Raw genomic sequence first — 18,993 nt, forward strand, 5'->3', positions numbered from 1 at the left:
TGCGAGGGGTCTTTCGGGAGCCTTTGGAATCAGTGGCCGCGGAAGCGTCGGAACAATGGATCAACCATCTCCGGGTCAAGGTTGAGCAGGCCCGCCACTTGTTCCACGACTGCTTCATGGACCAGTTCGCGAAGCTGCCCGTCGGTGTCGCACAGCACCTCAACAGGGTGCCTGTAGATGGCAATGAGCGCCGGTTCCGCTGGCGCATCGGGTGTGGCCGGAACGGCGCGGGTGAATTTTCCAAACGGTGCGGGTTTGCCCGATGCAATGCGGGCTTCAAGCTGGTCCGGGACTTCCTCCACCAGGTAGTCCACTCCGCCCAGCGCCTCCGGCCACAAAGTGCGAAGCCTCTCTGCCGAGTCAACCACCAGGTCCTCGAATTTTTCACTGCGCGTCCTGGAACCGGGGAGGGCGGCAGGCAGCAATGGTCCCCGCAATCCGCGCCCGTGCCTGTCCCTGCGGCGTTGACCGGACGGCTGTGCGGTTGGACCGGCGTCGGAAATCTCCGGATCCAGCGAGATGTTCAGCGATGGTTCGCCGTCGGTTGCATTGAACTTCATCATTTCACTGTACGTCCGGGAGTGGCCGGGGCGAAATATCCCTGCGGGAAGGGTAGTCTTGGGAACCGTGGGAACCCTTCGTCAATGCACCAGATCCGCCTGCCGTGAAGCGGCCGTGGCCACTTTGACGTACGTATATGCAGATTCGACAGCGGTTTTGGGGCCCCTGGCGACCTTCGCGGAGCCGCATTGCTACGATTTATGCGCCAAGCACTCGGCCCGCCTGACGGCACCCCGGGGCTGGGAAGTCATCCACCTGGCCCGCTCGGACAAGCCGCCCGCACCGGGACCTGACGACCTTCTCGCCCTGGCCGAGGCAGTCCGTGAGGCAGCCAACGCAGGAACAGACGACGCCGGACCCGCAGTCGGTTCCCCTCAACGTGAATTCCGCGGAACCCTTGAACCTCCCGTCCATGGTCCTGGCAGCGGCGCCGGCGGGGCCCGCAGGGGCCACCTTCGCATCCTGCGTGACTAAAGTAAACATACATCCAGGCCGCACGCGTCGGCGTGAATGCCGGCGGAAGCCTGGCACCTACGGGAACGGAAGACCATGATCAGGATCAGCGAGAACCTCATGGCAGTGCTGCGCTGCCCCGTCACCGGATCGGCACTTATCCAGAAGGGTGAGGAGCTTCTCAGCACGGCTAACGGCCCCGAAGGCTTGCCACTGCGGTACGCCATCGACGAGGGTATTGCGTTGTTGCTGCCTCCCGGGCAGACTGCCGGGTAGGAGCCGGAGCCCCGCCCGGGCCTCGAAGCAAGAGCGCAACACAATTTCAAAGGAGATTCCCATGATTGCTCCCACCGAAGTGACGTTGACCGCGGCCGACTACAAGGTCGCCGATCTTTCCCAAGCCGCCGCGGGCCGCCACCAGATCCGCCTGGCCGAATCAGAGATGCCCGGGTTGATGAGCCTGCGCGAGGAATACCGGGGAAGCCAACCACTTCGGGGCGCCCGCATTGCAGGATCCCTGCACATGACCGTGCAGACGGCAGTCCTCATTGAGACACTCACCGACCTGGGAGCCCAGGTCCGTTGGGCCTCCTGCAACATCTTCTCCACACAAGATGAAGCCGCCGCGGCGGTTGTGGTTGGCAGGGGCACCCCCGAAAACCCGAAGGGGGTTCCCGTCTTCGCCTGGAAGGGCGAGACCCTCGAGGACTACTGGTGGACCACCCAGCAGATCTTCGCCTGGCCCGGCGCGGAGCAGGACCCGGCCAGGGGCGCGAACATGATCCTCGACGACGGCAGCGACGCCACTTTGCTTGTCCACAAGGGTGCCGGATTTGAAGCAGCCGGAGCGGTCCCGGACACCACGGCCGAAGACTCCGAGGAAGGTGCGGTGTTGCTCGCGGCCCTGCGCGTCTCGCTCAACGAGGACCCGCACAGGTGGACGCGCATCGCCGCCCAAATCCTCGGAGTCACGGAAGAAACGACGACAGGCGTGCACCGGCTGTACCGCCTGGCTGCCGAGGGAAAGCTGCTGTTCCCCGCCATCAACGTTAACGACTCCGTCACCAAGTCAAAGTTCGACAACAAATACGGCATCCGCCATTCCCTCCCCGACGGCATCATGCGCGGCACCGACGTGCTCATCGGGGGCAAGGTCGCCGTCGTCTGCGGTTACGGCGATGTCGGCAAGGGGGCCGCGGAGGCGCTGCGCGGCCAGGGGGCCAGGGTTATCGTCACCGAGATCGACCCCATCTGCGCACTGCAGGCCGCGATGGACGGATACCAGGTGGCAACCCTGCAGTCCGTTCTGGCCGCCGGGGACATCTTCATCACCACAACCGGTGGCCGGGACATCATCATGGCCGCAGACATGCTGCGGATGAAGAACAAGGCCATAGTGGGCAACATCGGACACTTCGACAACGAGGTCGACATGGCGGGGCTCGCCGCGATCCGGGGCGTTGAAAAAGTTGAAATCAAGCCGCAGGTCCACGAATGGGTTTTTGACAGGGGCGCCGACACCGAACGCTCCATCATCGTCTTGTCCGAGGGGCGCCTGCTGAACCTCGGCAACGCCACTGGCCACCCGTCGTTCGTGATGAGCAATTCGTTCACGAACCAGGTGATTGCCCAGATCGAACTCTTCACTAAGGCAGGCACCGGAGAATATGCCACCGCCGTCCATGTGCTGCCGAAGATCCTTGATGAGAAGGTCGCCCGCCTGCACCTTCCAGCCCTCGGGGTCCAGCTCACCGGGCTGTCGGCCCGGCAGGCGGCCTACCTCGACCTGGACCCGGCAGGGCCGTACAAGGCAGAGAACTACCGCTACTGACATGCCGGCACCACAGGGAACCCCACCACTGCCGGTTCGCATCAGCTTGGAAGGGACACGATGACGGATCGTTGGGAATCCATGGGATCGCTGGTGCGGCGCAGACGGGCCGAAAATCCCGGCCCCATGACGCTCGACGGGACCAACTCCTATGTGCTCGGCGCACCTGGTGCCCCGGGGGTGGTTGTCGTGGACCCAGGGCCCGACCTCGCCCCGCACCTGGCGGAACTGGCCGCGGCCGGTGCCGTCGAGCTCATCCTCATTACCCACCACCACGGCGACCACACCGATGGCAGTGCCGCCCTGCACCGGCTCACGGGCGCCCCTGTCAGGGCCGCCCTGGTCGAATTCTGCCACAGCGCCACGCCCCTGCACGACGGCGAGAGGATCCAGGCGGGCGGCCTCGCCATCGAGGTGCTCGCCACCCCCGGACACACCGGCGATTCAGTGTGCTTTGCGGTGTCAACCACTGGCCAGGCCCCCGGGCAGGAATCATCCGAAAGGATGGTTTTGACAGGGGACACCATCCTCGGCAGCGGCAGTACCGTGATCTGCCACCCGGATGGCAGCCTGGGCGACTACCTGTCCTCGCTGGGGCTCCTGCGCCGATGGGGCCTTGAGCACGGAACGGAAAACGTCCCCGTTCCGGCCCTGCCGGGCCACGGGCCGGTGTTGGGGGACCTTGCCGCGGCTGCCACGGCCTATGAGGCGCACAGGGGTGAGCGGATCGCCCAGGTACGGGCCGCCGTCGAACTTTTGGAAAAGGCAGGGAACAGGTTCCCCTCCGCGCAGGCAGTGACGGCGGCCGTGTACGGTGACGTGCCGGAAAACCTGCAGGGTGCTGCACAACTTTCGGTGGAGGCGCAATTGGAGTACATCCGCGGCGGGGGGACCCTCGGGCTGTAGTCTGCGGGCCGCAGGCCGGTGGAACATGGCGTAAAATGGGTTCACGGCGTGGTGTGCGCAAGACTTGGGATTGTGGATTTAGTCCACCGAATGGGGAGTTTGCATGGCTGATGTGAAAGAGCTCAGGAAACCTCGCAAGACGTGGAAGATCGCCCTGATTTCCTTGGTCGCATTGGGCATTGCAGGCGGAGGGGTTGGCGCGGCAACGGCCAATTCATGGATGCCGGGCGGCCAGGCTGCGCAACAGCCGCAATCACCTGCCCCGTCGGCAACCCCCAAACCGTCACCCGTGCCTGTGGCAGCGGCCATTCCGGCCACGATTGACCTGAGTCCGGCACCGGGGGCGGAATCCGTGAACCCGGCCGCCGCAGTTGCTGCAGAGGTCATGAACGGGACAGTCGTCAGCGCCGTTTTGAAAGAATCAGCCTCCGGCACCGTCACCGAGGGGACGCTCAACGCCAACGGGCGCTCCTGGGTCTCGAATGCCCCGCTGAAGTTCGACACCGCCTACACCTTGGATGTGACTGCCATTGATTCGGCCCGATTCACGTCGAAGAAGGTCAGCACCTTCACCACGATTCCGTCGTCGCATGAGGCCGACGCCGTCATCTTCCCGAACGCGGATGCAACCGTGGGTGTGGCCCAGCCGCTGCAATTCAAGTTCAGCGAACCGGTGCTAAATAAGGAAGCCGTCGAAAAGGCCATCAAGATCACCACCAGCACGGGCCAACCGGGCGCGTTCCGCTGGTACTCGGACACGCTGCTGCGCTACCGCGGCGCCGACTACTGGCCGGCCAACTCAAAGATCAACGTCGACATCCAATTGTTCGGCCTTGACCTGGGCAACGGTATGATCGGCAACTTCAACAAGAACTACAACGTGAACATCGGCAACAAGGTTGTCATGGAGGCCGACACCGCCGCCATGGTCGTGAACATTTACGTCAACGACCAACTCACCAAGACATACCCCGCCACCATGGGTGACGAAGCCTTCCCGTCGGCCTCCGGCTACATCGTGCTCACCAGCGACAAACAGCGCAACGCAACATTCAAGGCCTCAACCATTGGCCTGAAGCCGGGGGACCCCGGCGACTACGGCTCCGTTGACGTTGAATTCGCCACGCGCCTGACTTACAGCGGCATCTTCATCCACCAGGCAACCCCCTCCGCCATGCCGTACCTGGGTGTGAAGAACCTTTCGCACGGCTGCATCGGTCTGTCGGCCGAGGGTGCAGGCTGGGTGTTTGGGAACATGGGTGCCGGCGACATCGTGCACACGGTTGGCACGCCCAACGAAACCATCGCCCCCACCGACGGATTCGGCGACTGGAACATTCCATTCGACCAGTACGCATCACGGTAGGTATGCGGCGGGACTGACGCGCAGCTGCCTGACCGGCAGCTACCGCCCGCCGGCCCCGTGGCGCTCGAGCTGGCCTCGCACCACGGCGGCACGTTCGGCAGCCGCGCTCATGCGCCTGAACTCGCGGTCGCGGCGTTCGGCCATCAAGGATGCGAGGAACACCGCGGGGTCCGTGCCGGGGGCCGGCAGCGGGGCCACGTAGCGGCTCGCCTCGGCGGCAAGTCCCAGGCCCAGGGCATGGCGCGATGCCGGTGCCATGGCGCCACCCTGGCGCAGGAACAGCGAGATGCGGCGCGCCAGTGTGTCGGGCAGGCGCGCAATGTCGGCCAAGGCCGCCCACCCTGCCAGCCGCGGGTCTACTGAAACCTGCAACGGAACGGCCCTGGGCACGCGGTCTCGGATGGCGTACGTGCCGGCCAGCATGTCGCCGAGGCGTTTGGACTTTTCGTTGAACAGGGAGACCAGGCAGGCAATTGAGCCCAGTGTCAGGTAAATCTCCAACACTGCCAGCAGCGCCCGGATCATGGCATGGCGGAACCTGATGGCCCCGCCGTCATCCCGCACGATGCGCAGGCCCATCACGAGTTTTCCCAGCGATTTTCCGCGGCTGAGCGTCTCAACCGTGATGGGCACAATGACAAGCAGCGTCACCAGGGCGGTAATAAGGAAGGCCCGCACGGCAGCCATGTCCAGCACAAGGGGCAGGGCGCCAAGGAGGAGGACAAGCCCGATGCCAACAATCACCGTGGCAAGGACGTCAATGGCACTGGCCAGTGAACGGGCGGCAAATGACGCCGGACGAAGCTCAAGGACAACGGCTTCGCCGGTGATGATTGCGGACATGAAAACAGTCTATCCACGCGCGGGCGCCCGGTGCCGATATGCTGGGTCGGATGGACATGGATGCGTTTACAGCGGTGCACGGCCCCCAATGGGCACGGCTGAATGTTCTGTCCCGGAAACGGCGCCTGAGCGGGGCCGAGGCCGACGAACTTCTTGAGCTGTACCAAAGCGTTTCAGCCCAGCTGTCGCTGATCCGTTCCGTCGCGTCCGAGAGTGCCCTGTCAGCCTCGCTGTCGGCGACCCTGGCCAGAGCACGGACGCGTTTTACCGGTGCGAAGTCCAATGTTTTCCTCGACACCGTACGGTTCTTTGCCGTGTCGCTGCCCGCTGCCTTTTACCGCCTGCGCTGGCTGACACTGATTGTCGGTGCGGCGTTCATCGCCATCGGGGCCCTGTTCGCCCTGTGGGTCGAGGGGAATCCCGCCGTCCTTGCAACGATGGCCTCCGATGCCCAGTTGCGTCAGCTCGTTGACCACGACTTCGTCAGCTACTACTCGGAAAACCCCGCGGCGTCCTTTGCCGGTGCCGTGTGGACCAACAACGCCTGGATCGCGGCCCAATTGGTGGCGTTCGGCATCACCGGCGTCTTCGTTCCGTACCAAATCTTCCTGAACGCCCAAAACGTGGGCATGACGGCGGGCGCCATGTTTGCGTTTGGCCGCGGCGACGTGTTCTTCAGCTACATCCTGCCGCACGGGCTCATGGAACTCACCTCAATCTTCATCGCCGCAGCCGCCGGGCTGAGGATCTTCTGGGCCTGGGTGAGCCCGGGGCCGCGCACCAGGCTCGATGCATTGGCCCGCGAGGGCCGCTCCCTGATGACTGTCGCCGCCGGCCTTGTCCTGGTGCTTTTTGTCTCGGGATTGGTTGAAGCGTTCGTCACGCCCAGCCCGCTGCCGGTGTGGGCGAAGATCAGCATTGGTGCACTCGTGCTCGCCGGCTATTGGACCTACACACTTGTTTTGGGTGGCAGTGCCGTTCGGGCGGGGGAGACCGGCGACCTGGGCGCGGACGACGCCGGAGCCTCCATCCGCTCAACCTGAGGCTTCCGCCGCCCGCTGTCGCGGCACGCAAGGTTGCCAACCAAACAGCCCCCTTGGAGGAGGCAATGCGGTAGGCCGTCGAGCTCTCCGACGTCGAGGTGCCTCCGCCGTTATTCACCAGTCACAAGGGGAGCATACGGGTCTTCAGGTCCTTGACGCGTGTGTGGATGTCGTCGCGCACAAGCTCCATGCGGGCCCGTCCCTGGATGCCGCGCAGGCTCGGTTCGTCGGTGTCCCATGTTTCGATCCGGACGCCGTCGACTGCTGGAACGTTTGCATCCGTGCCCAGGACGATCACGAGCCCTGCTGCCCGCATGTTTTCCTCTGTCAACGGTTTGGGCCGTTCGCCGCTGATGTCGATGCCAAGATCCGCAAGGACCTCGGCAGAGAGCGGGTTGATGGCCGTCCCGGGGTTGGTGCCGGCCGACGTGACTGTGATGTCGTCGCCGGCTTCCTGCTTCATGAGTCCTGCGGCCATCTGGGATTTGCCTCCGTTCTTGACGCAAACGAAGAGGACGGCGGGCTTGGCTGTCGGGGATTCGGTGCCCATCATTGGCCCTTCGGCAGCAAGGTGGCAGCCAGGGAGGTCAGTGCCCCCGGGACCATCGAGTAGTAGGCCCAAACACCGCGCTTTTCGCGGTTCAGCAGGCCCGCCTCCACGAGAATTTTCAGGTGGTGCGATACTGTTGGCTGCCCCAATCCCAATGGTTCCGAAAGGTCGCACACGCACGTCTCCGCCTCGGGGCTGGTGGAGACGATGGAAAGGATGCGCAGTCGGTTGGGATCGGCCAGTGCCTTGAACCGGGCCGCGAGGGCTTCGGCTTCAAGGGCAGGCAGGCAGCCGTGTTCTTGGGCGGGGATGCAACACGGAGCTGCCGATCCACTGCTGGAATCCATGCCTGTCTGCCGGTCTGTTGCTGTGGTAACGGATGTGGGCATGTGCCTCGCCTCGCGTTCCTTTGCCTCCCAACCAGGGAGATTGACAATCATCGATATATGTCATCATACGCGTGGCATCGATGTTCGCCGGTATCCAACGATGCACAGGGATCCTGCCGTGGCAGTCGCCACCTTCGGGTTCGCCACCGGAACCGTGCACGGCAATGCCGAACTGCTTTCGGATCGGAAAAGTTAAGGGAGCGCACTTCGGGCCTCCCGCGCAACCCGGATTGGGTGCAGTATGGGGTCATGGGACTTGAAGCCGGAAGCGGCAGTGGCATCGGGGAACCGGCCAGCGCGCCGCGCCATCCGTGGCGCCGCTTTGTTGTCATGGGTGACTCATTCACGGAGGGCCTTGACGACCCCGATCCGCGCAGCCCCGGTGAATATCGTGGCTGGGCCGATCGGGTCGCGGAGGAACTGAGCGTCGGTGTCCACGACTTTGCCTATGCCAACCTTGCGGTGCGCGGGAAACTGCTGCGCGAGGTGGTCGAGGGCCAGCTCGGCCCGGCCTTGGCGCTCAAGCCGGACCTGGTGTCGATCCAGGCTGGAGGCAACGACATGCTGCACCCGGGCGCCGATCCTGACAAGTTGGCGGCCATTGTGGAAAGGGCCGTGCAAACCTTTCGATTCCAGGGTGTGGACGTGCTGATCTTTGTCGGGCCCGATTCGGGGCGGTCAACAGTCATGGGCCAGTTTCGCACCAAGATTGCCGTGTTCAACGAAAACCTGCGCGGCATTGCGGAACACAACGACGCCCTGATTGCAGACCTGTGGGCCATGACCGAACTTCACGATCAGCGAATGTGGAGCCCTGACAGACTGCACCCCTCATCCATGGGCCACCACGCGGTCGCGGCCATGGTGCTTGAAACGCTGAACGTGCCGCACTCCCTCGAGCCGCTTTCTCCCAAGCCGCTTCCGGAGAAGGGTTGGCGAAAGGCCCGTGCCGGGGACATTTTGTGGGCCAGGGAGTATCTGATGCCCTGGGTGATGCGCGGCATCAGGCACGAGGACCCGACAGGTGGCTTTGGCGCCAAACGCCCGGCAGCCGAGCCCCTCTACGACCGGCCCCTGGAATCAGGTACTGGCGAAACCTGGCAATAGCATAAACCAGCTGGGGATCAGGTGACAGTTTTGCATCGGCGCGGGGTGGCAGCCCCCGGCTGTGGCGGGGTGCCGGTATCCTTTCGAATTGTGAGCGAGAATTCAAAGCCCCAGGACTCAGCCAAGAGCGCCGCCCAGAGCGGCATGCCGCCGGAAGGCGTCGCGGATGCCGCACCGGCAACCGCTCCCGAAAATGCAGGCGTCGACAAGGGCCCCGCCCGCCGGGCCGCACCCCCCGCAGCAGCCGAAACAGCCGCAAGGATCAAGATCGATGCTGCCGCCGGTGAGGAGCCCATGCGCGCCGCCGGCAGGCTGCCGAGCCTACCCAGCGACGCGGAGATTGCAGCAGCGCTGGCCGAAAGCGTCACAGTGGAAGAATCGGCCGATGGCATCCACCTCGAGACCGGCCCCACAAGCATGCTCACCATGCGCCCGCCGGCCGAGGACGTGGCCAGGCGCCAAGCCGCCATGGAAAAGGCCGCCAACACCAAACCGGTACTGACCCGGGTGTTCCAGGTGCTCATAGCCGTGGTCTACCCGATCGTGCTGCTGGTGCTGTCCATCAGGATCGTCACATCCTCGGTTTTCCTGTGGGTTGAATACCACCGCCCGGGGTTCCCCGCGGATTCCTTCGGTTTCAGCACCGATGACCGCATCACGTACGGTTCGTACACCATCGACTACCTGCTGAACTTCGCCGGGCCCCGGTACCTGGGGGACCTCGTCAATGACGTGGGCAACCCGCTGTTCCTCTCCCGCGAGGTGGCCCACATGGCCGACGTCAAGGGCGTCATCGTCATGGCGTTCCTCGTGGGTCTGGCACTGGCCATCGTCATGGTCATCGGCATGATCTACCTGGCCCGCCGCAGCATTGGCGGAATCCGCCGCGCCCTGTTCGCCGGGTCCATCGCAACGCTCGCGCTCGTCATCGCCCTCGGTGTTTTTGCCGCGACAGGCTGGGAACGATTCTTCACCGACTTCCACAAGATCTTCTTCGCCAACGGCACCTGGACGTTCTACACCGATGACACCCTCATCAGGCTCTTCCCCAGCGAATTCTGGCTGGATGCGGGCATCTTCATCGGCGCCTTGGTGCTGGTCGTTTCATCGCTGACGCTGGCCTTCACCTGGCCAACGAAGGACCGCCGTCGGGCCGTCACGTCCGCCAAGCGCCCGGGGCGCAGGACAGCCTAAGAGATCCTTAAACGAAGTACGACGGCGGCCAAGTGGGCCGCCGTCGTAGTTCTTTATAAAGGCCTTGCAACCGGTGCCCGGCTAGATCCAGCCTGGCATCCACATGTGCTGGCGCCAGAATTCCTGCGGAATGATCTCCGCGGCCCAGAGGGGGTAGAAGAACGCGCTCAGCCCTATGGCCACCACAAGGAACAACCCGACGAAGAGCGCACCCTGCTGGCGGCGCCACGGAGGATCCCCGATCCTGCCCATCATCATGCCAAGGACCATGGTGATCGCCAGGATCATGAACGGCTCGTAGGCGATGGCGTAGAAGAAGAAAATGGTGCGCAGCGGGTAGAGGAGCCAGGGTAGGAAGCCTGCGGCCCAGCCGGCAAGGATGGCGCCTGCACGCCAGTCGCGCCTAAAGACCCACACGCCGATGAGGAACAGGATCGCCAGCGACCCGCCCCACCAGATCAACGGGTTGCCAAGGCTGGTGACGGCCGCAGTGCACTTGTCAGCGGCGCAGCCTGGCTGACCGTTTTCGTAGTTCTTCACGAAGAACGATGTGGGCCTGCCCATGACAAACCAGGACCATGCGTTGGCCTTGTACGGGTGGTCGGAGCCGAGGCCCGTGTGGAAGTTGTAGGCGGTGAAGTGGTAATGCCACAGCGACCGCAGGGAGTCGGGGATCCAGCCCCAGGTACTCGAGGGGTTGGAGGCTGCCCAGTTCCTGTCGTAGGCGTCCTTTGACAGGAACCATCCCGTCCACGTGGCCAGGTAGGTGACAGCGGCGACGGGAACCATGCTGGCGAACGCCACGATGCCGTCCTTCCAGACCGCCCCGATGATCCAGTACTTGATGCCGGCGATGCGGCGGGCGTTCATGTCCCAGATGACGCTCATGAGACCGAAGGCTGCGAGGAAGAACAGCCCCGACCACTTCGTGCCAATGCACAATCCAAGGGCCACGCCGGCAGCCAGGCGCCACCAGCGGATCCCCAGCCAGGGCCCGTAGAGCAGTTCCTTCGCCGGAACGACGCCGTTCGCACCGGCGAGAGCCGACAGCCTGGCCGCCAGCCGCCGTCGTCCGTCATCGCGGTCAAGGAGCACCGCGCCAAAGGCCAGCAAGGCGAAGAACATGACGAAGATGTCAAGCAGCGAGGTCCTTGACTGCACAATGGCGTGCCCATCGACGGCGAACAGCAGCCCGGCAATGGCGCCAAGAATGGTGGAACGGAACATTCTCTGGGCGATCATGGCCAGCACGAAGATGGACAGAGTGCCCACCAGTGCCGCAGTGAAGCGCCACCCGAAGGCGCTGTCGGGGCCGAAAAGCCACATGCCAAACGCGATCATCCACTTGCCCACAGGCGGGTGGACGACGTATTCGGCGGTGCTTTCGATGCTGGTGAAAATGCCCTGGTTGAAGAGGTCGTTGGCCTTTTCGGCCCAATTGCGTTCGTAGCCGCTTTGCAGGTAGCTGTAGGCGTCCTTAACGTAGTACGTCTCGTCAAAGACAAGTGACTCAGGCTGGCCCAGCCGAACGAAGCGCAAAATGCCGCCTATGAGAGCCGTCAGCGCTGGGGCAAGCCAAAACCACACGCGTGCGGCCACTGGGGTGGTGAAGAAGGAGAATCTGGTTCCCAGAAGGCTGGCCGAAAGGGCCGCCCGTGTGAAGGCCTTGGCAGGGTCGCGCACCCAGCGCGGGCTGCCTGAAGCCCGCAGGGCCCCTGAATCCGTGGTTGGGCCTCCCGGCGGCAGGGAATGTCTGGCTTCGCTGCCCGTGGGGGAGCCGTCTGGCGCGGCGCTGCCCGCGGGGGGCACATCGAGGGGGGCTCGGTCCGGGGCCGCCGGGGCGGTATCCATAGCGTGGGGTTGCACGGAGTCCATGCTACCCAAATGGGACTGTGTTGCCGCGGCCCACTACGCTGGTGTCATGGAAGATGACTTTGGCCTAGAACCCGATAGTGCAGCAGACCGATCTGAAGACGATGCAGAAATGGCCGAAGGACCCCTTGATTCTTCCCTGGCACCCGCTGCCAAGCCGGGGGAAGGTTACATTGTCCTGGCCGCAACACCCATCGGAAACATGGGCGACGCCTCGGCGCGCCTGATTGCCTGGCTCGGCGCCGCCGACGTCGTGGCGGCCGAGGACACCCGCAGGCTGCACCGCCTCGTGACAAGCCTTGGTGTTAAGGTTGGCGGCCAGATCATCAGCTACCACGAGCACAATGAAGCCACCAAGACGGCAGAGCTGCTGGCCCAGGTCCAGTCGGGGAAGACCTTGTTGATGGTGACCGACGCCGGCATGCCGTCGGTGTCGGACCCCGGCTTCCGCCTCGTGTCCGCCGCCGTCGACGCCGGCGTGAAGGTGACGGCAGCCCCCGGTCCCTCCGCAGTGCTGACGGCTTTGGCATTGTCGGGGCTGCCCACCGACAGGTTCTGCTTTGAGGGGTTCCTGCCGCGCAAGTCGGGTGAGCGCGCCAGCCGGCTCCACGAACTGTCCGTTGAAAAGCGCACCATGGTGTTCTTCGAGGCCCCGCACAGGCTCGAGGCCATGCTGCGGGCCCTGCACACGGCCTTTGGCCCGGCACGCCCGGCCGCCGTGTGCCGCGAACTGACCAAGACGTACGAGGAAGTAGTCCGCAAGCCGCTGTCGGGCCTGCTGGAATGGGCGGAGACAACACAGATCCGGGGTGAGATCGCCATTGTTGTCGGCGGTGCACTTGACGCCGACCCCGGCACACCCGCGGACCAGGTGGCCGCCGTCAATGAGCTCATGGCCCAGGGCATGCGCATGAAGGAGGCTGTCGCCGTGATCGCCCACGACGTCCACGTCAGCAAGCGTGAACTGTACAGCGCGGTCCTGGCAGCCCGCGGCTGATCCGCCCGGCTGGTCCGCCCTGCTCATCCGCCCTGCACTGATATGCGTTGAACCCGCGGTTGGGTTCGCCGCACAACAGTGTGATGCGCCAAGTCCGGCACGGGTTCAGCGCATAACGGTCCGCCCTGCCTGCCAACAAGGTCCGCCCGGCTGGTCCGCCCGGCTCATCCGCCCGGCACTGATATGCGTTGAACCCGCGGTTGGGTTGGCCGCAGAACAGTGTCATGCGCCAAGTCCGGCACGGGTTCAGCGCATAACGGTCCGCCCGGCTGGCCCGCCCTGCACTGATATGCGTTGAACTGGCGGTTGGGTTGGCCGCAGAACAGTGTCATGCGTCAAGTCCGGCACGGGTTCAGCGCATAACGGTCCGCCCGGCCTGCTAACAAGGTCCGCCGGGCTGGTCCGCCCCGGGGTGGCGTTGTACAAATGCACAGCGAAACCGTTGCTGGCAGTGCGTGCAAGCGTAGACACTGTGATTCGCCGAGAACTACCGTGAACTGAACGCATAATACGCCGCCGCCCCGCCCTTGGTTCATGCACAAAACCATGCGGGAAGCACAAGACAAAGGAGTCGTCATGACCATGACAGCCGCCACAGAACTCAACGAGCGTGAGAGCTCCCTGCTGGCAAGTGTTCCCACCGGATTGCTGATCAATGGTCAATGGCGCGAGGCCGCCTCGGGCAGGACCTTCAGCGTGGAGGACCCCTCCACAGGGAAGGTTCTGCTCGAGATCGCCGACGCCGGAGCCCGGGACGGTGCCGACGCCCTCGATGCCGCCGTGGCCGTCCAGGATCAATGGGCTGCAACGTCATCGCGTGAGCGGGCAGAGATCCTGCGCCGCGCCTTCGAGCTGGTCACGGCCCGCGCGGACGACTTCGCCCTGCTGATGACCCTTGAAATGGGCAAGCCGCTGGCCGAGGCCATGGGAGAGGTCAAGTACGGCGCCGAATTCCTGCGCTGGTTCTCCGAGGAGGCCTCACGCTCCTACGGCCGCTACTCCGCCAACCCCGAGGGCACCCAGCAGATCCTTGTGGCGAAAAAGCCAGTGGGCCCGTGCCTGCTGATCACGCCGTGGAACTTCCCGCTGGCCATGGCCACCCGCAAGATCGCTCCCGCCATCGCCGCCGGCTGCACCATGGTGCTCAAGCCCGCCAACCTGACGCCGCTGACGAGCCACCTCTTCGCGCAGGTCATGATGGAGGCCGGCCTGCCCGCCGGAGTGCTCAACGTCCTTTCCACCACCGACGCCGGCGGCGTCACCGGCCCTTTGATCCAGGACAGCCGCCTGCGCAAACTTTCCTTCACCGGATCCACCCCCGTCGGCAAGCGCTTGTTGGCAGACGCCTCCGCCAATGTGCTGCGCACCTCCATGGAATTGGGCGGCAACGCACCGTTCCTTGTCTTCGAGGACGCCGACCTTGACGCCGCCGTCGAGGGCGCCATGGCCGCCAAGATGCGCAACATGGGCGAGGCCTGCACGGCCGCAAACCGCTTCCTGGTGCACGAATCCGTCGCCGACGCCTTCGCCACAAAGTTTGCCGCAAGGATGTCCAAGATGACCACGGGCCGCGGCACCGAATCCACCACCAGCGTCGGCCCGCTGATCGACGCCAAGAGCCGCGAGAAGGTCCACTCGCTTGTCAGCGATGCACTGGCCGACGGCGCAACGGCTGTTACGGGCGGTGCCCCGGTTGACGGCCCCGGCTACTTCTACCAGCCCACTGTCCTGGTAGGAGTTGAGCCGGGTGCCCGAATCCTCAGCGAGGAGATCTTTGGCCCGGTCGCCCCGATCGTCACCTTCAAGAACGAGGACGAGGCAGTCGCCCTGGCCAACGACACCGAATACGGGCTTGTCGCCTACGTGTTCACCCGCGACCACAACCGCGGCCTGCGCATGGCCAACCGCATCGAGACGGGCATGATGGGCCTGAACGCAGGCGTCATCTCCAACGCTGCCGCTCCGTTCGGCGGTGTCAAGCAGTCGGGCCTTGGCCGTGAGGGCAGTCTCGAGGGCATCGAGGAATACCAGTACACCCAGTACATCGGCTTCGCGAACCCTAACAACGCCTAAGCGTTCCAGCCAGCTGCCCGGACCCTTGTGTCCGGGCAGCTGCTTTTAAACGTTCCGTTGAAGGAACGACGCCGGAAGCAGGGTTGCGCGTACGCGCTGCCAGGATGACGCACCGGCCCGCAGACGCGCGGTGACGGTTTCCACGGCATCGGCCAGGTCACCACGTTCCCGGGTAGAGGAGCCCTCCCCGTACACCGTCTGTTCATAGGCGTGCAGCACGAGCGCCAACCCTGGTGGGGTGCCTGGCCCCAGCAGTTCAGCGACCCGGGCGGCCTGCAGCGCCGGTGTCAGTGCGGGGTCGTGGACGTAGCCGTAATCGAGCGCCGCGGCCAGCAGTTCGCGCCAGGCTATGACCTCCGGCGCACGGGCACGCCCTGCCCGGCCAGCTCCGCGTATTTGGGCCAGGTGCCGGCGTCGGACATAACTGCGGGCCAGGGCCGGGGTCGCCAGCAGCAAGAGGATCAGCGCGGCCGCGCCCGTGGTCTGCAGCCATTGGCCTAGCTCGGACCCGGTTCCATTCGATTTTGCCTCCGCCGCAGCCTGGGTGGCGGTGGCCGTGGGGGTCCCAGTCGGCAGCGCCTGTCTGGTCGGTACGACAGCACTGCCGGGGTTGGGGTTGGCGGCCGATTCGTCCTGCGCATAGGCGGGCACGGCACCGCGTGAGGGCGTAGGCTCAAACGGCACCCAGCCCAGGCCCTCGAAGAACAATTCGGGCCACGCATGGGCATCAATCCCCGTGGCCTGGTAGCCGAGCAACTGCTGGCCGTCCTGTTCACCAATTTCCGTGGTTCGACGGCCCGGGGCATACCCCACCACGATGCGGGAGGGGACACCCACCTCGCGGGCCATGACAGCCATGGCTGCTGAGAAATGCACGCAATAGCCGCTCTTTTTTTCCAGGAACTTCGCCAGCACGCTCATGCTGGCACCGTCATAGCCCTCACTTGCCGGCGTGTTCAGGCTGTAGGTGAAGATCGGGGAGCGCAGGTAGTCCTGAATGGCCATGGCTTTGGCATATTGGGTTGTTGCCGATCCTGCCACCTTGCTGGCGGTGTCCTTCACGAGTGCGGGAACATTGTTGGGAAGCTCGGTGTAGATGGGGTCGATGTCGCCCGGGTTTCCGTTGGCGGCCGTCAACACCTGCGCCGTCAACACTGGCATCTCGCTGCGGACCAGGTACTGCTGGCCCTGGGTCGTGGCGTCTTGACCCACCAACGTTTGCGTCGAGGGGTTCCACAACCACCTGCCGGTGAGCCTTTCCACGCTGGTGGCGGACAGCGGTGACGGCAGCCAATCGCTGTCAAGGCCAGCAATGGAAACCTGCGTCAAGGTCACTGCCTGCGGAACACTTGGCAAGGGGCCTGGCGACGGGGCAAGCCCTGTGAGCCCCGGCTTGAGCCCCGACGGCAGCTTGGAGGGACCCCAGGACTTTCCATTGAAGTTCTCCAAGGTTGTCAGCCGGATGTACTGGGGATTCTCGGTGTTGCTTAGGTAGGTGAGGTTGACCTGGTCCGATTGCGCACGGAGGTCGTTGCCGAGCGAAATCAACGTATCAAGTGCCGTTCCCGTGCCCGAGGCGTTGATCCTTGAGCCTTGCGGGAAGGCGCCGTTCGTGAAGCCCGGAACGGCGGCCGGCACCAGCGTCATCAGCAGCACCACTGCGGCCCCCAGCGCGACGGCCCGTGACAGCGTGCCGCTGGCATACGCGCCGGAGCCCGTCCGCAGGCTTCCTTCCGGCGCGTACCAGCGGCAGCACCCCAAAATCAGCAGGAATCCGGCGGCTGCTCCGATAAAACCGAGCGTGCCGACCCCCGACTTTGTCGTCAAGGCCGGCGGTAGCATGATCAGCAGCAGCCCGAGGGCGCCGGCGGCAGGCATCGCCACCGTGATGGCCACAGTGTCGATCAGCAACGCGGCGAAACCCAGCCCCGCGCAGATCAGGAAGACCATTGGCGGCACCGACGGCAGGGGCGTAAAGCTGGTCTTGACGAAATGCGATGCCTCCGCCGACATGTCCAGGACCGCGGAGACCGTCCCTGTTGTGGGAATGACTCCCAATATTGCGGTTGCGGGGAAAAACACCAGCGTCAGGCTCATGCACCAGCCCGCCAACGCTCCCACGGGGGCAAAGGACCCCAGCGCCGGCCAACGCCGCAGGACGGCAGGGATCACCAGGGTCCCGGCAACGACGACGGCGGCCTGTGGCAGCCAGCTGAAGTCCTCCAACACCCCCTTCAGGCCAAGCGAGGCACCCATGACGGCGCCGAACACCGCCACCGCCAGCATCCACGGGGCCGGACCCGTCCGGTGGTTTGCGAAAAGTTTTCCCCGGGACGGACGGTTGACAGGAGGACCGGGGTCGCCCCTGTCCTGCACATTGCCGCGGCCGGGCAGGGGCCCGGTCATCGCTGGTTTCCCGTTGTTGCCCAGGGCTGATCCAATTGCGTCCAGACATGGGCCAGGTGGGCAGTTGGCGTCAGTGCCGCAGCCTGCCAGCCGGCGCGGCGCAGGATCGCCAATGCCGGGGCTGCCTCGTCAGGGTCCTGGCACAGCAGCAGGGCGTAGGCGCTTTGGGTGGATTCAGATATGCCGGCCAGCAGCAGGGCGTCGGCGGCGCTGAGCAGCCCGGTCACCGCCACCAGGGGCCCGCGCCGCCGACCTCCGTGAAGTTTGTGTGCCAAGGGATCGGCAAATGCGGTTTCCTGCGTGGAGGATGCATGGCCCTGCGCCTCCCCGGGCTCCCCGGTTCCTGCCCCGGCGGCACCGGGGGCGGCCTCGGAAAGTTCCTGGGCTGCCAGCGCCGCGGCAATGTCGATAACGCCCTGGCTGCCGCTGAATTCTTCACAGCCCGGGACAACGGCGGAGGCCGAGGAGGCGAAGCCCGGCTGCCCCTGGTGGTCAAGGATGCGCAGCGTGTAGCCGTGCTCAAGCAGGTGTGCCGCAACGGACATGGCCGCGACAACGGCGGCCTCAAAGGCCGGTGTGGTCCGCAGTTCCGGCAGGCTTGTGGCGCTGCGCCCGGCAATTTGGAACAATTCCCGGCTCCGCGGGACAGGTCCGAAGGCCCCTGCTCTTCTGTCAAGGACAAGCGCGGCCTCCGGAGTCGTGACCGACTCGTCGGCACGCACCATGAGTTTGCCCTGCCTGGCCGTCACTGCCCAGTGGACGCGCCGCAACGGGTCGCCGTAACGGTATTCGCGGGTCATGGCGTCGTCGCTGCTTGCGTGCGCGAGCTCCTTGATGCTCCGGGAGCCGTCCTGCCCCCTGCCATCGGTGAGGGAAATCGGGGGCAGTTCCACGGCGGCCGGGGCGATGGTGAGGCGGGTGCCACCGTCAAGGAGGCGGGGGACAAAGGCAACGTCGAAGGGGTCGGCGAACAGGCCCCGCAACGGGCCAATGGTAAACACGCCCCGATGGGAGGGGTGAAGGGTGTAGTGGTAGCGGCTGAGCAGTCCGCGCGGCACCACCGGCTGCGGGTGGTTGAACGATGGGGCGTCGCGGAAGCTGAACGGCAGTTCCTCCACCAGGCGGGTGCGGGAGCCGCCGGGGCTGCGCCCATGAACGTCAAGGGTCGCCTCCACCGGACTGCCAACCCTGCCAAGGGTGGGGGAGAGCCTGCGTTTGACGGTGAATCCCGGCTTGACAAGGTACAGGGCCCCACAGGCGACCGCAGGGAGGGCAAAACAAAACACCGCCAGCGTCAACAGGTCACGGCGGCCCAGGACAAAGGCCAAAAATAGGGCAAGCACGCCGATCGCGAGCAAAAGCCAGCCGCGAGGACGCAGGGGACGGAAGGAATACACGGCGC

Annotated in this window: 17 protein-coding genes; 10 read left to right on the forward strand and 7 right to left on the reverse strand. The window is 64.9% G+C overall.

The window, feature by feature from the left end; all coding sequences use genetic code 11:
* Window positions 1-29: 29 nt before the first annotated feature.
* On the reverse strand, window positions 30-560 hold the full coding sequence (locus AAGW05_RS03750; RefSeq protein ID WP_411803122.1) for a metallopeptidase family protein: 531 nt from the start codon (window positions 558-560) through the stop codon (window positions 30-32).
* Between the two features lie 67 nt (window positions 561-627).
* Between AAGW05_RS03750 and AAGW05_RS03755 the strand changes: the two genes are divergently transcribed.
* The 5 genes from AAGW05_RS03755 to AAGW05_RS03775 all read left to right on the forward strand — a co-directional run bounded on the left by AAGW05_RS03755 (window position 628) and on the right by AAGW05_RS03775 (window position 5,117).
* Window positions 628-1,035 (forward strand): DUF3499 domain-containing protein, encoded by a 408-nt coding sequence (locus tag AAGW05_RS03755; protein ID WP_411803123.1) that lies wholly within the window; start codon window positions 628-630, stop codon window positions 1,033-1,035.
* Between the two features lie 75 nt (window positions 1,036-1,110).
* Window positions 1,111-1,290 carry a hypothetical protein gene (locus tag AAGW05_RS03760; protein ID WP_411803124.1) on the forward strand — a complete coding sequence of 60 codons (180 nt, stop codon included), beginning with the start codon at window positions 1,111-1,113 and terminating at the stop codon, window positions 1,288-1,290.
* Window positions 1,291-1,351: 61 nt separating this feature from the next.
* Window positions 1,352-2,845, forward strand: coding sequence for an adenosylhomocysteinase (gene ahcY, locus AAGW05_RS03765; RefSeq protein ID WP_411803125.1), 1,494 nt, complete (start codon window positions 1,352-1,354; stop codon window positions 2,843-2,845).
* A 60-nt stretch (window positions 2,846-2,905) separates the two neighbouring features.
* Window positions 2,906-3,751 (forward strand): MBL fold metallo-hydrolase, encoded by an 846-nt coding sequence (locus tag AAGW05_RS03770; RefSeq protein WP_411803126.1) that lies wholly within the window; start codon window positions 2,906-2,908, stop codon window positions 3,749-3,751.
* 103 nt (window positions 3,752-3,854) lie between these two features.
* Window positions 3,855-5,117 (forward strand): Ig-like domain-containing protein, encoded by a 1,263-nt coding sequence (locus AAGW05_RS03775; protein ID WP_411803127.1) that lies wholly within the window; start codon window positions 3,855-3,857, stop codon window positions 5,115-5,117.
* A gap of 39 nt (window positions 5,118-5,156) precedes the next feature.
* Here AAGW05_RS03775 and AAGW05_RS03780 read toward each other — a convergent pair whose 3' ends face one another.
* Window positions 5,157-5,960: an RDD family protein gene (locus AAGW05_RS03780; protein ID WP_411803128.1), complete on the reverse strand. Its 804-nt coding sequence runs from the start codon at window positions 5,958-5,960 to the stop codon at window positions 5,157-5,159.
* 50 nt (window positions 5,961-6,010) lie between these two features.
* Here AAGW05_RS03780 and AAGW05_RS03785 point away from each other — a divergent pair, with 50 nt between their 5' ends.
* Complete coding sequence (locus AAGW05_RS03785; protein WP_411803129.1) at window positions 6,011-7,003, forward strand: stage II sporulation protein M; 993 nt, start codon at window positions 6,011-6,013, stop codon at window positions 7,001-7,003.
* A 121-nt stretch (window positions 7,004-7,124) separates the two neighbouring features.
* Here the strand turns inward: AAGW05_RS03785 and AAGW05_RS03790 are convergent, their stop codons facing one another.
* Window positions 7,125-7,556, reverse strand: a complete 432-nt coding sequence (locus AAGW05_RS03790; RefSeq protein ID WP_411803130.1) for a low molecular weight phosphatase family protein — start codon at window positions 7,554-7,556, stop codon at window positions 7,125-7,127.
* Window positions 7,553-7,900, reverse strand: coding sequence for an ArsR/SmtB family transcription factor (locus tag AAGW05_RS03795; RefSeq protein WP_411803200.1), 348 nt, complete (start codon window positions 7,898-7,900; stop codon window positions 7,553-7,555). The genes AAGW05_RS03790 and AAGW05_RS03795 overlap by 4 nt, the downstream gene beginning before the upstream one ends.
* A 291-nt stretch (window positions 7,901-8,191) precedes the next feature.
* On the opposite strand from AAGW05_RS03795, the gene AAGW05_RS03800 reads away from it, so the two are divergent.
* Together AAGW05_RS03800 and AAGW05_RS03805 are read left to right on the forward strand one after the other, a co-directional pair.
* On the forward strand, window positions 8,192-9,049 hold the full coding sequence (locus AAGW05_RS03800) for an SGNH/GDSL hydrolase family protein (RefSeq protein ID WP_411803131.1): 858 nt from the start codon (window positions 8,192-8,194) through the stop codon (window positions 9,047-9,049).
* Window positions 9,050-9,139: 90 nt separating this feature from the next.
* A complete protein-coding gene (locus AAGW05_RS03805; protein ID WP_411803132.1) occupies window positions 9,140-10,243 on the forward strand; it encodes a TIGR01906 family membrane protein in 1,104 nt (367 codons plus the stop codon).
* A gap of 81 nt (window positions 10,244-10,324) precedes the next feature.
* Here AAGW05_RS03805 and AAGW05_RS03810 read toward each other — a convergent pair whose 3' ends face one another.
* Window positions 10,325-12,118 (reverse strand): phospholipid carrier-dependent glycosyltransferase, encoded by a 1,794-nt coding sequence (locus AAGW05_RS03810; RefSeq protein WP_411803133.1) that lies wholly within the window; start codon window positions 12,116-12,118, stop codon window positions 10,325-10,327.
* A gap of 109 nt (window positions 12,119-12,227) precedes the next feature.
* Here AAGW05_RS03810 and rsmI point away from each other — a divergent pair, with 109 nt between their 5' ends.
* Both rsmI and AAGW05_RS03820 read left to right on the forward strand, forming a co-directional pair.
* A complete protein-coding gene (gene rsmI / locus AAGW05_RS03815) occupies window positions 12,228-13,112 on the forward strand; it encodes a 16S rRNA (cytidine(1402)-2'-O)-methyltransferase (RefSeq protein WP_411803201.1) in 885 nt (294 codons plus the stop codon).
* A 576-nt stretch (window positions 13,113-13,688) separates the two neighbouring features.
* Complete coding sequence (locus AAGW05_RS03820) at window positions 13,689-15,185, forward strand: NAD-dependent succinate-semialdehyde dehydrogenase (RefSeq protein WP_411803134.1); 1,497 nt, start codon at window positions 13,689-13,691, stop codon at window positions 15,183-15,185.
* 45 nt (window positions 15,186-15,230) lie between these two features.
* On the opposite strand, the gene AAGW05_RS03825 is transcribed toward AAGW05_RS03820, so the two are convergent.
* Window positions 15,231-17,591 (reverse strand): DUF3488 and DUF4129 domain-containing transglutaminase family protein, encoded by a 2,361-nt coding sequence (locus AAGW05_RS03825; protein WP_411803135.1) that lies wholly within the window; start codon window positions 17,589-17,591, stop codon window positions 15,231-15,233.
* Entirely contained in the window at window positions 17,588-18,988 is a 1,401-nt protein-coding gene (locus AAGW05_RS03830) for a DUF58 domain-containing protein (protein WP_411803136.1), read from the reverse strand. Before AAGW05_RS03830 ends, AAGW05_RS03825 begins: the two co-directional genes overlap by 4 nt.
* Between the last annotated feature and the right edge of the window lie 5 nt (window positions 18,989-18,993).

Origin of the sequence: Arthrobacter sp. LAPM80 (assembly GCF_046736435.1) — a bacterium.
Lineage (GTDB): Bacteria > Actinomycetota > Actinomycetes > Actinomycetales > Micrococcaceae > Specibacter.

Coding starts and splice junctions, on each gene's coding strand:
- AAGW05_RS03750 (WP_411803122.1), bottom strand. CDS start 560: ATGAAGTTCAATGCAACCGACGGCGAACCATCGCTGAACATCTCGCTG.
- AAGW05_RS03760 (WP_411803124.1), top strand. CDS start 1,111: ATGATCAGGATCAGCGAGAACCTCATGGCAGTGCTGCGCTGCCCCGTC.
- ahcY (WP_411803125.1), top strand. CDS start 1,352: ATGATTGCTCCCACCGAAGTGACGTTGACCGCGGCCGACTACAAGGTC.
- AAGW05_RS03770 (WP_411803126.1), top strand. CDS start 2,906: ATGACGGATCGTTGGGAATCCATGGGATCGCTGGTGCGGCGCAGACGG.
- AAGW05_RS03775 (WP_411803127.1), top strand. CDS start 3,855: ATGGCTGATGTGAAAGAGCTCAGGAAACCTCGCAAGACGTGGAAGATC.
- AAGW05_RS03780 (WP_411803128.1), bottom strand. CDS start 5,960: ATGTCCGCAATCATCACCGGCGAAGCCGTTGTCCTTGAGCTTCGTCCG.
- AAGW05_RS03785 (WP_411803129.1), top strand. CDS start 6,011: ATGGACATGGATGCGTTTACAGCGGTGCACGGCCCCCAATGGGCACGG.
- AAGW05_RS03790 (WP_411803130.1), bottom strand. CDS start 7,556: ATGATGGGCACCGAATCCCCGACAGCCAAGCCCGCCGTCCTCTTCGTT.
- AAGW05_RS03795 (WP_411803200.1), bottom strand. CDS start 7,900: ATGGATTCCAGCAGTGGATCGGCAGCTCCGTGTTGCATCCCCGCCCAA.
- AAGW05_RS03800 (WP_411803131.1), top strand. CDS start 8,192: ATGGGACTTGAAGCCGGAAGCGGCAGTGGCATCGGGGAACCGGCCAGC.
- AAGW05_RS03810 (WP_411803133.1), bottom strand. CDS start 12,118: ATGGACTCCGTGCAACCCCACGCTATGGATACCGCCCCGGCGGCCCCG.
- rsmI (WP_411803201.1), top strand. CDS start 12,228: ATGGCCGAAGGACCCCTTGATTCTTCCCTGGCACCCGCTGCCAAGCCG.
- AAGW05_RS03820 (WP_411803134.1), top strand. CDS start 13,689: ATGACCATGACAGCCGCCACAGAACTCAACGAGCGTGAGAGCTCCCTG.
- AAGW05_RS03825 (WP_411803135.1), bottom strand. CDS start 17,591: ATGACCGGGCCCCTGCCCGGCCGCGGCAATGTGCAGGACAGGGGCGAC.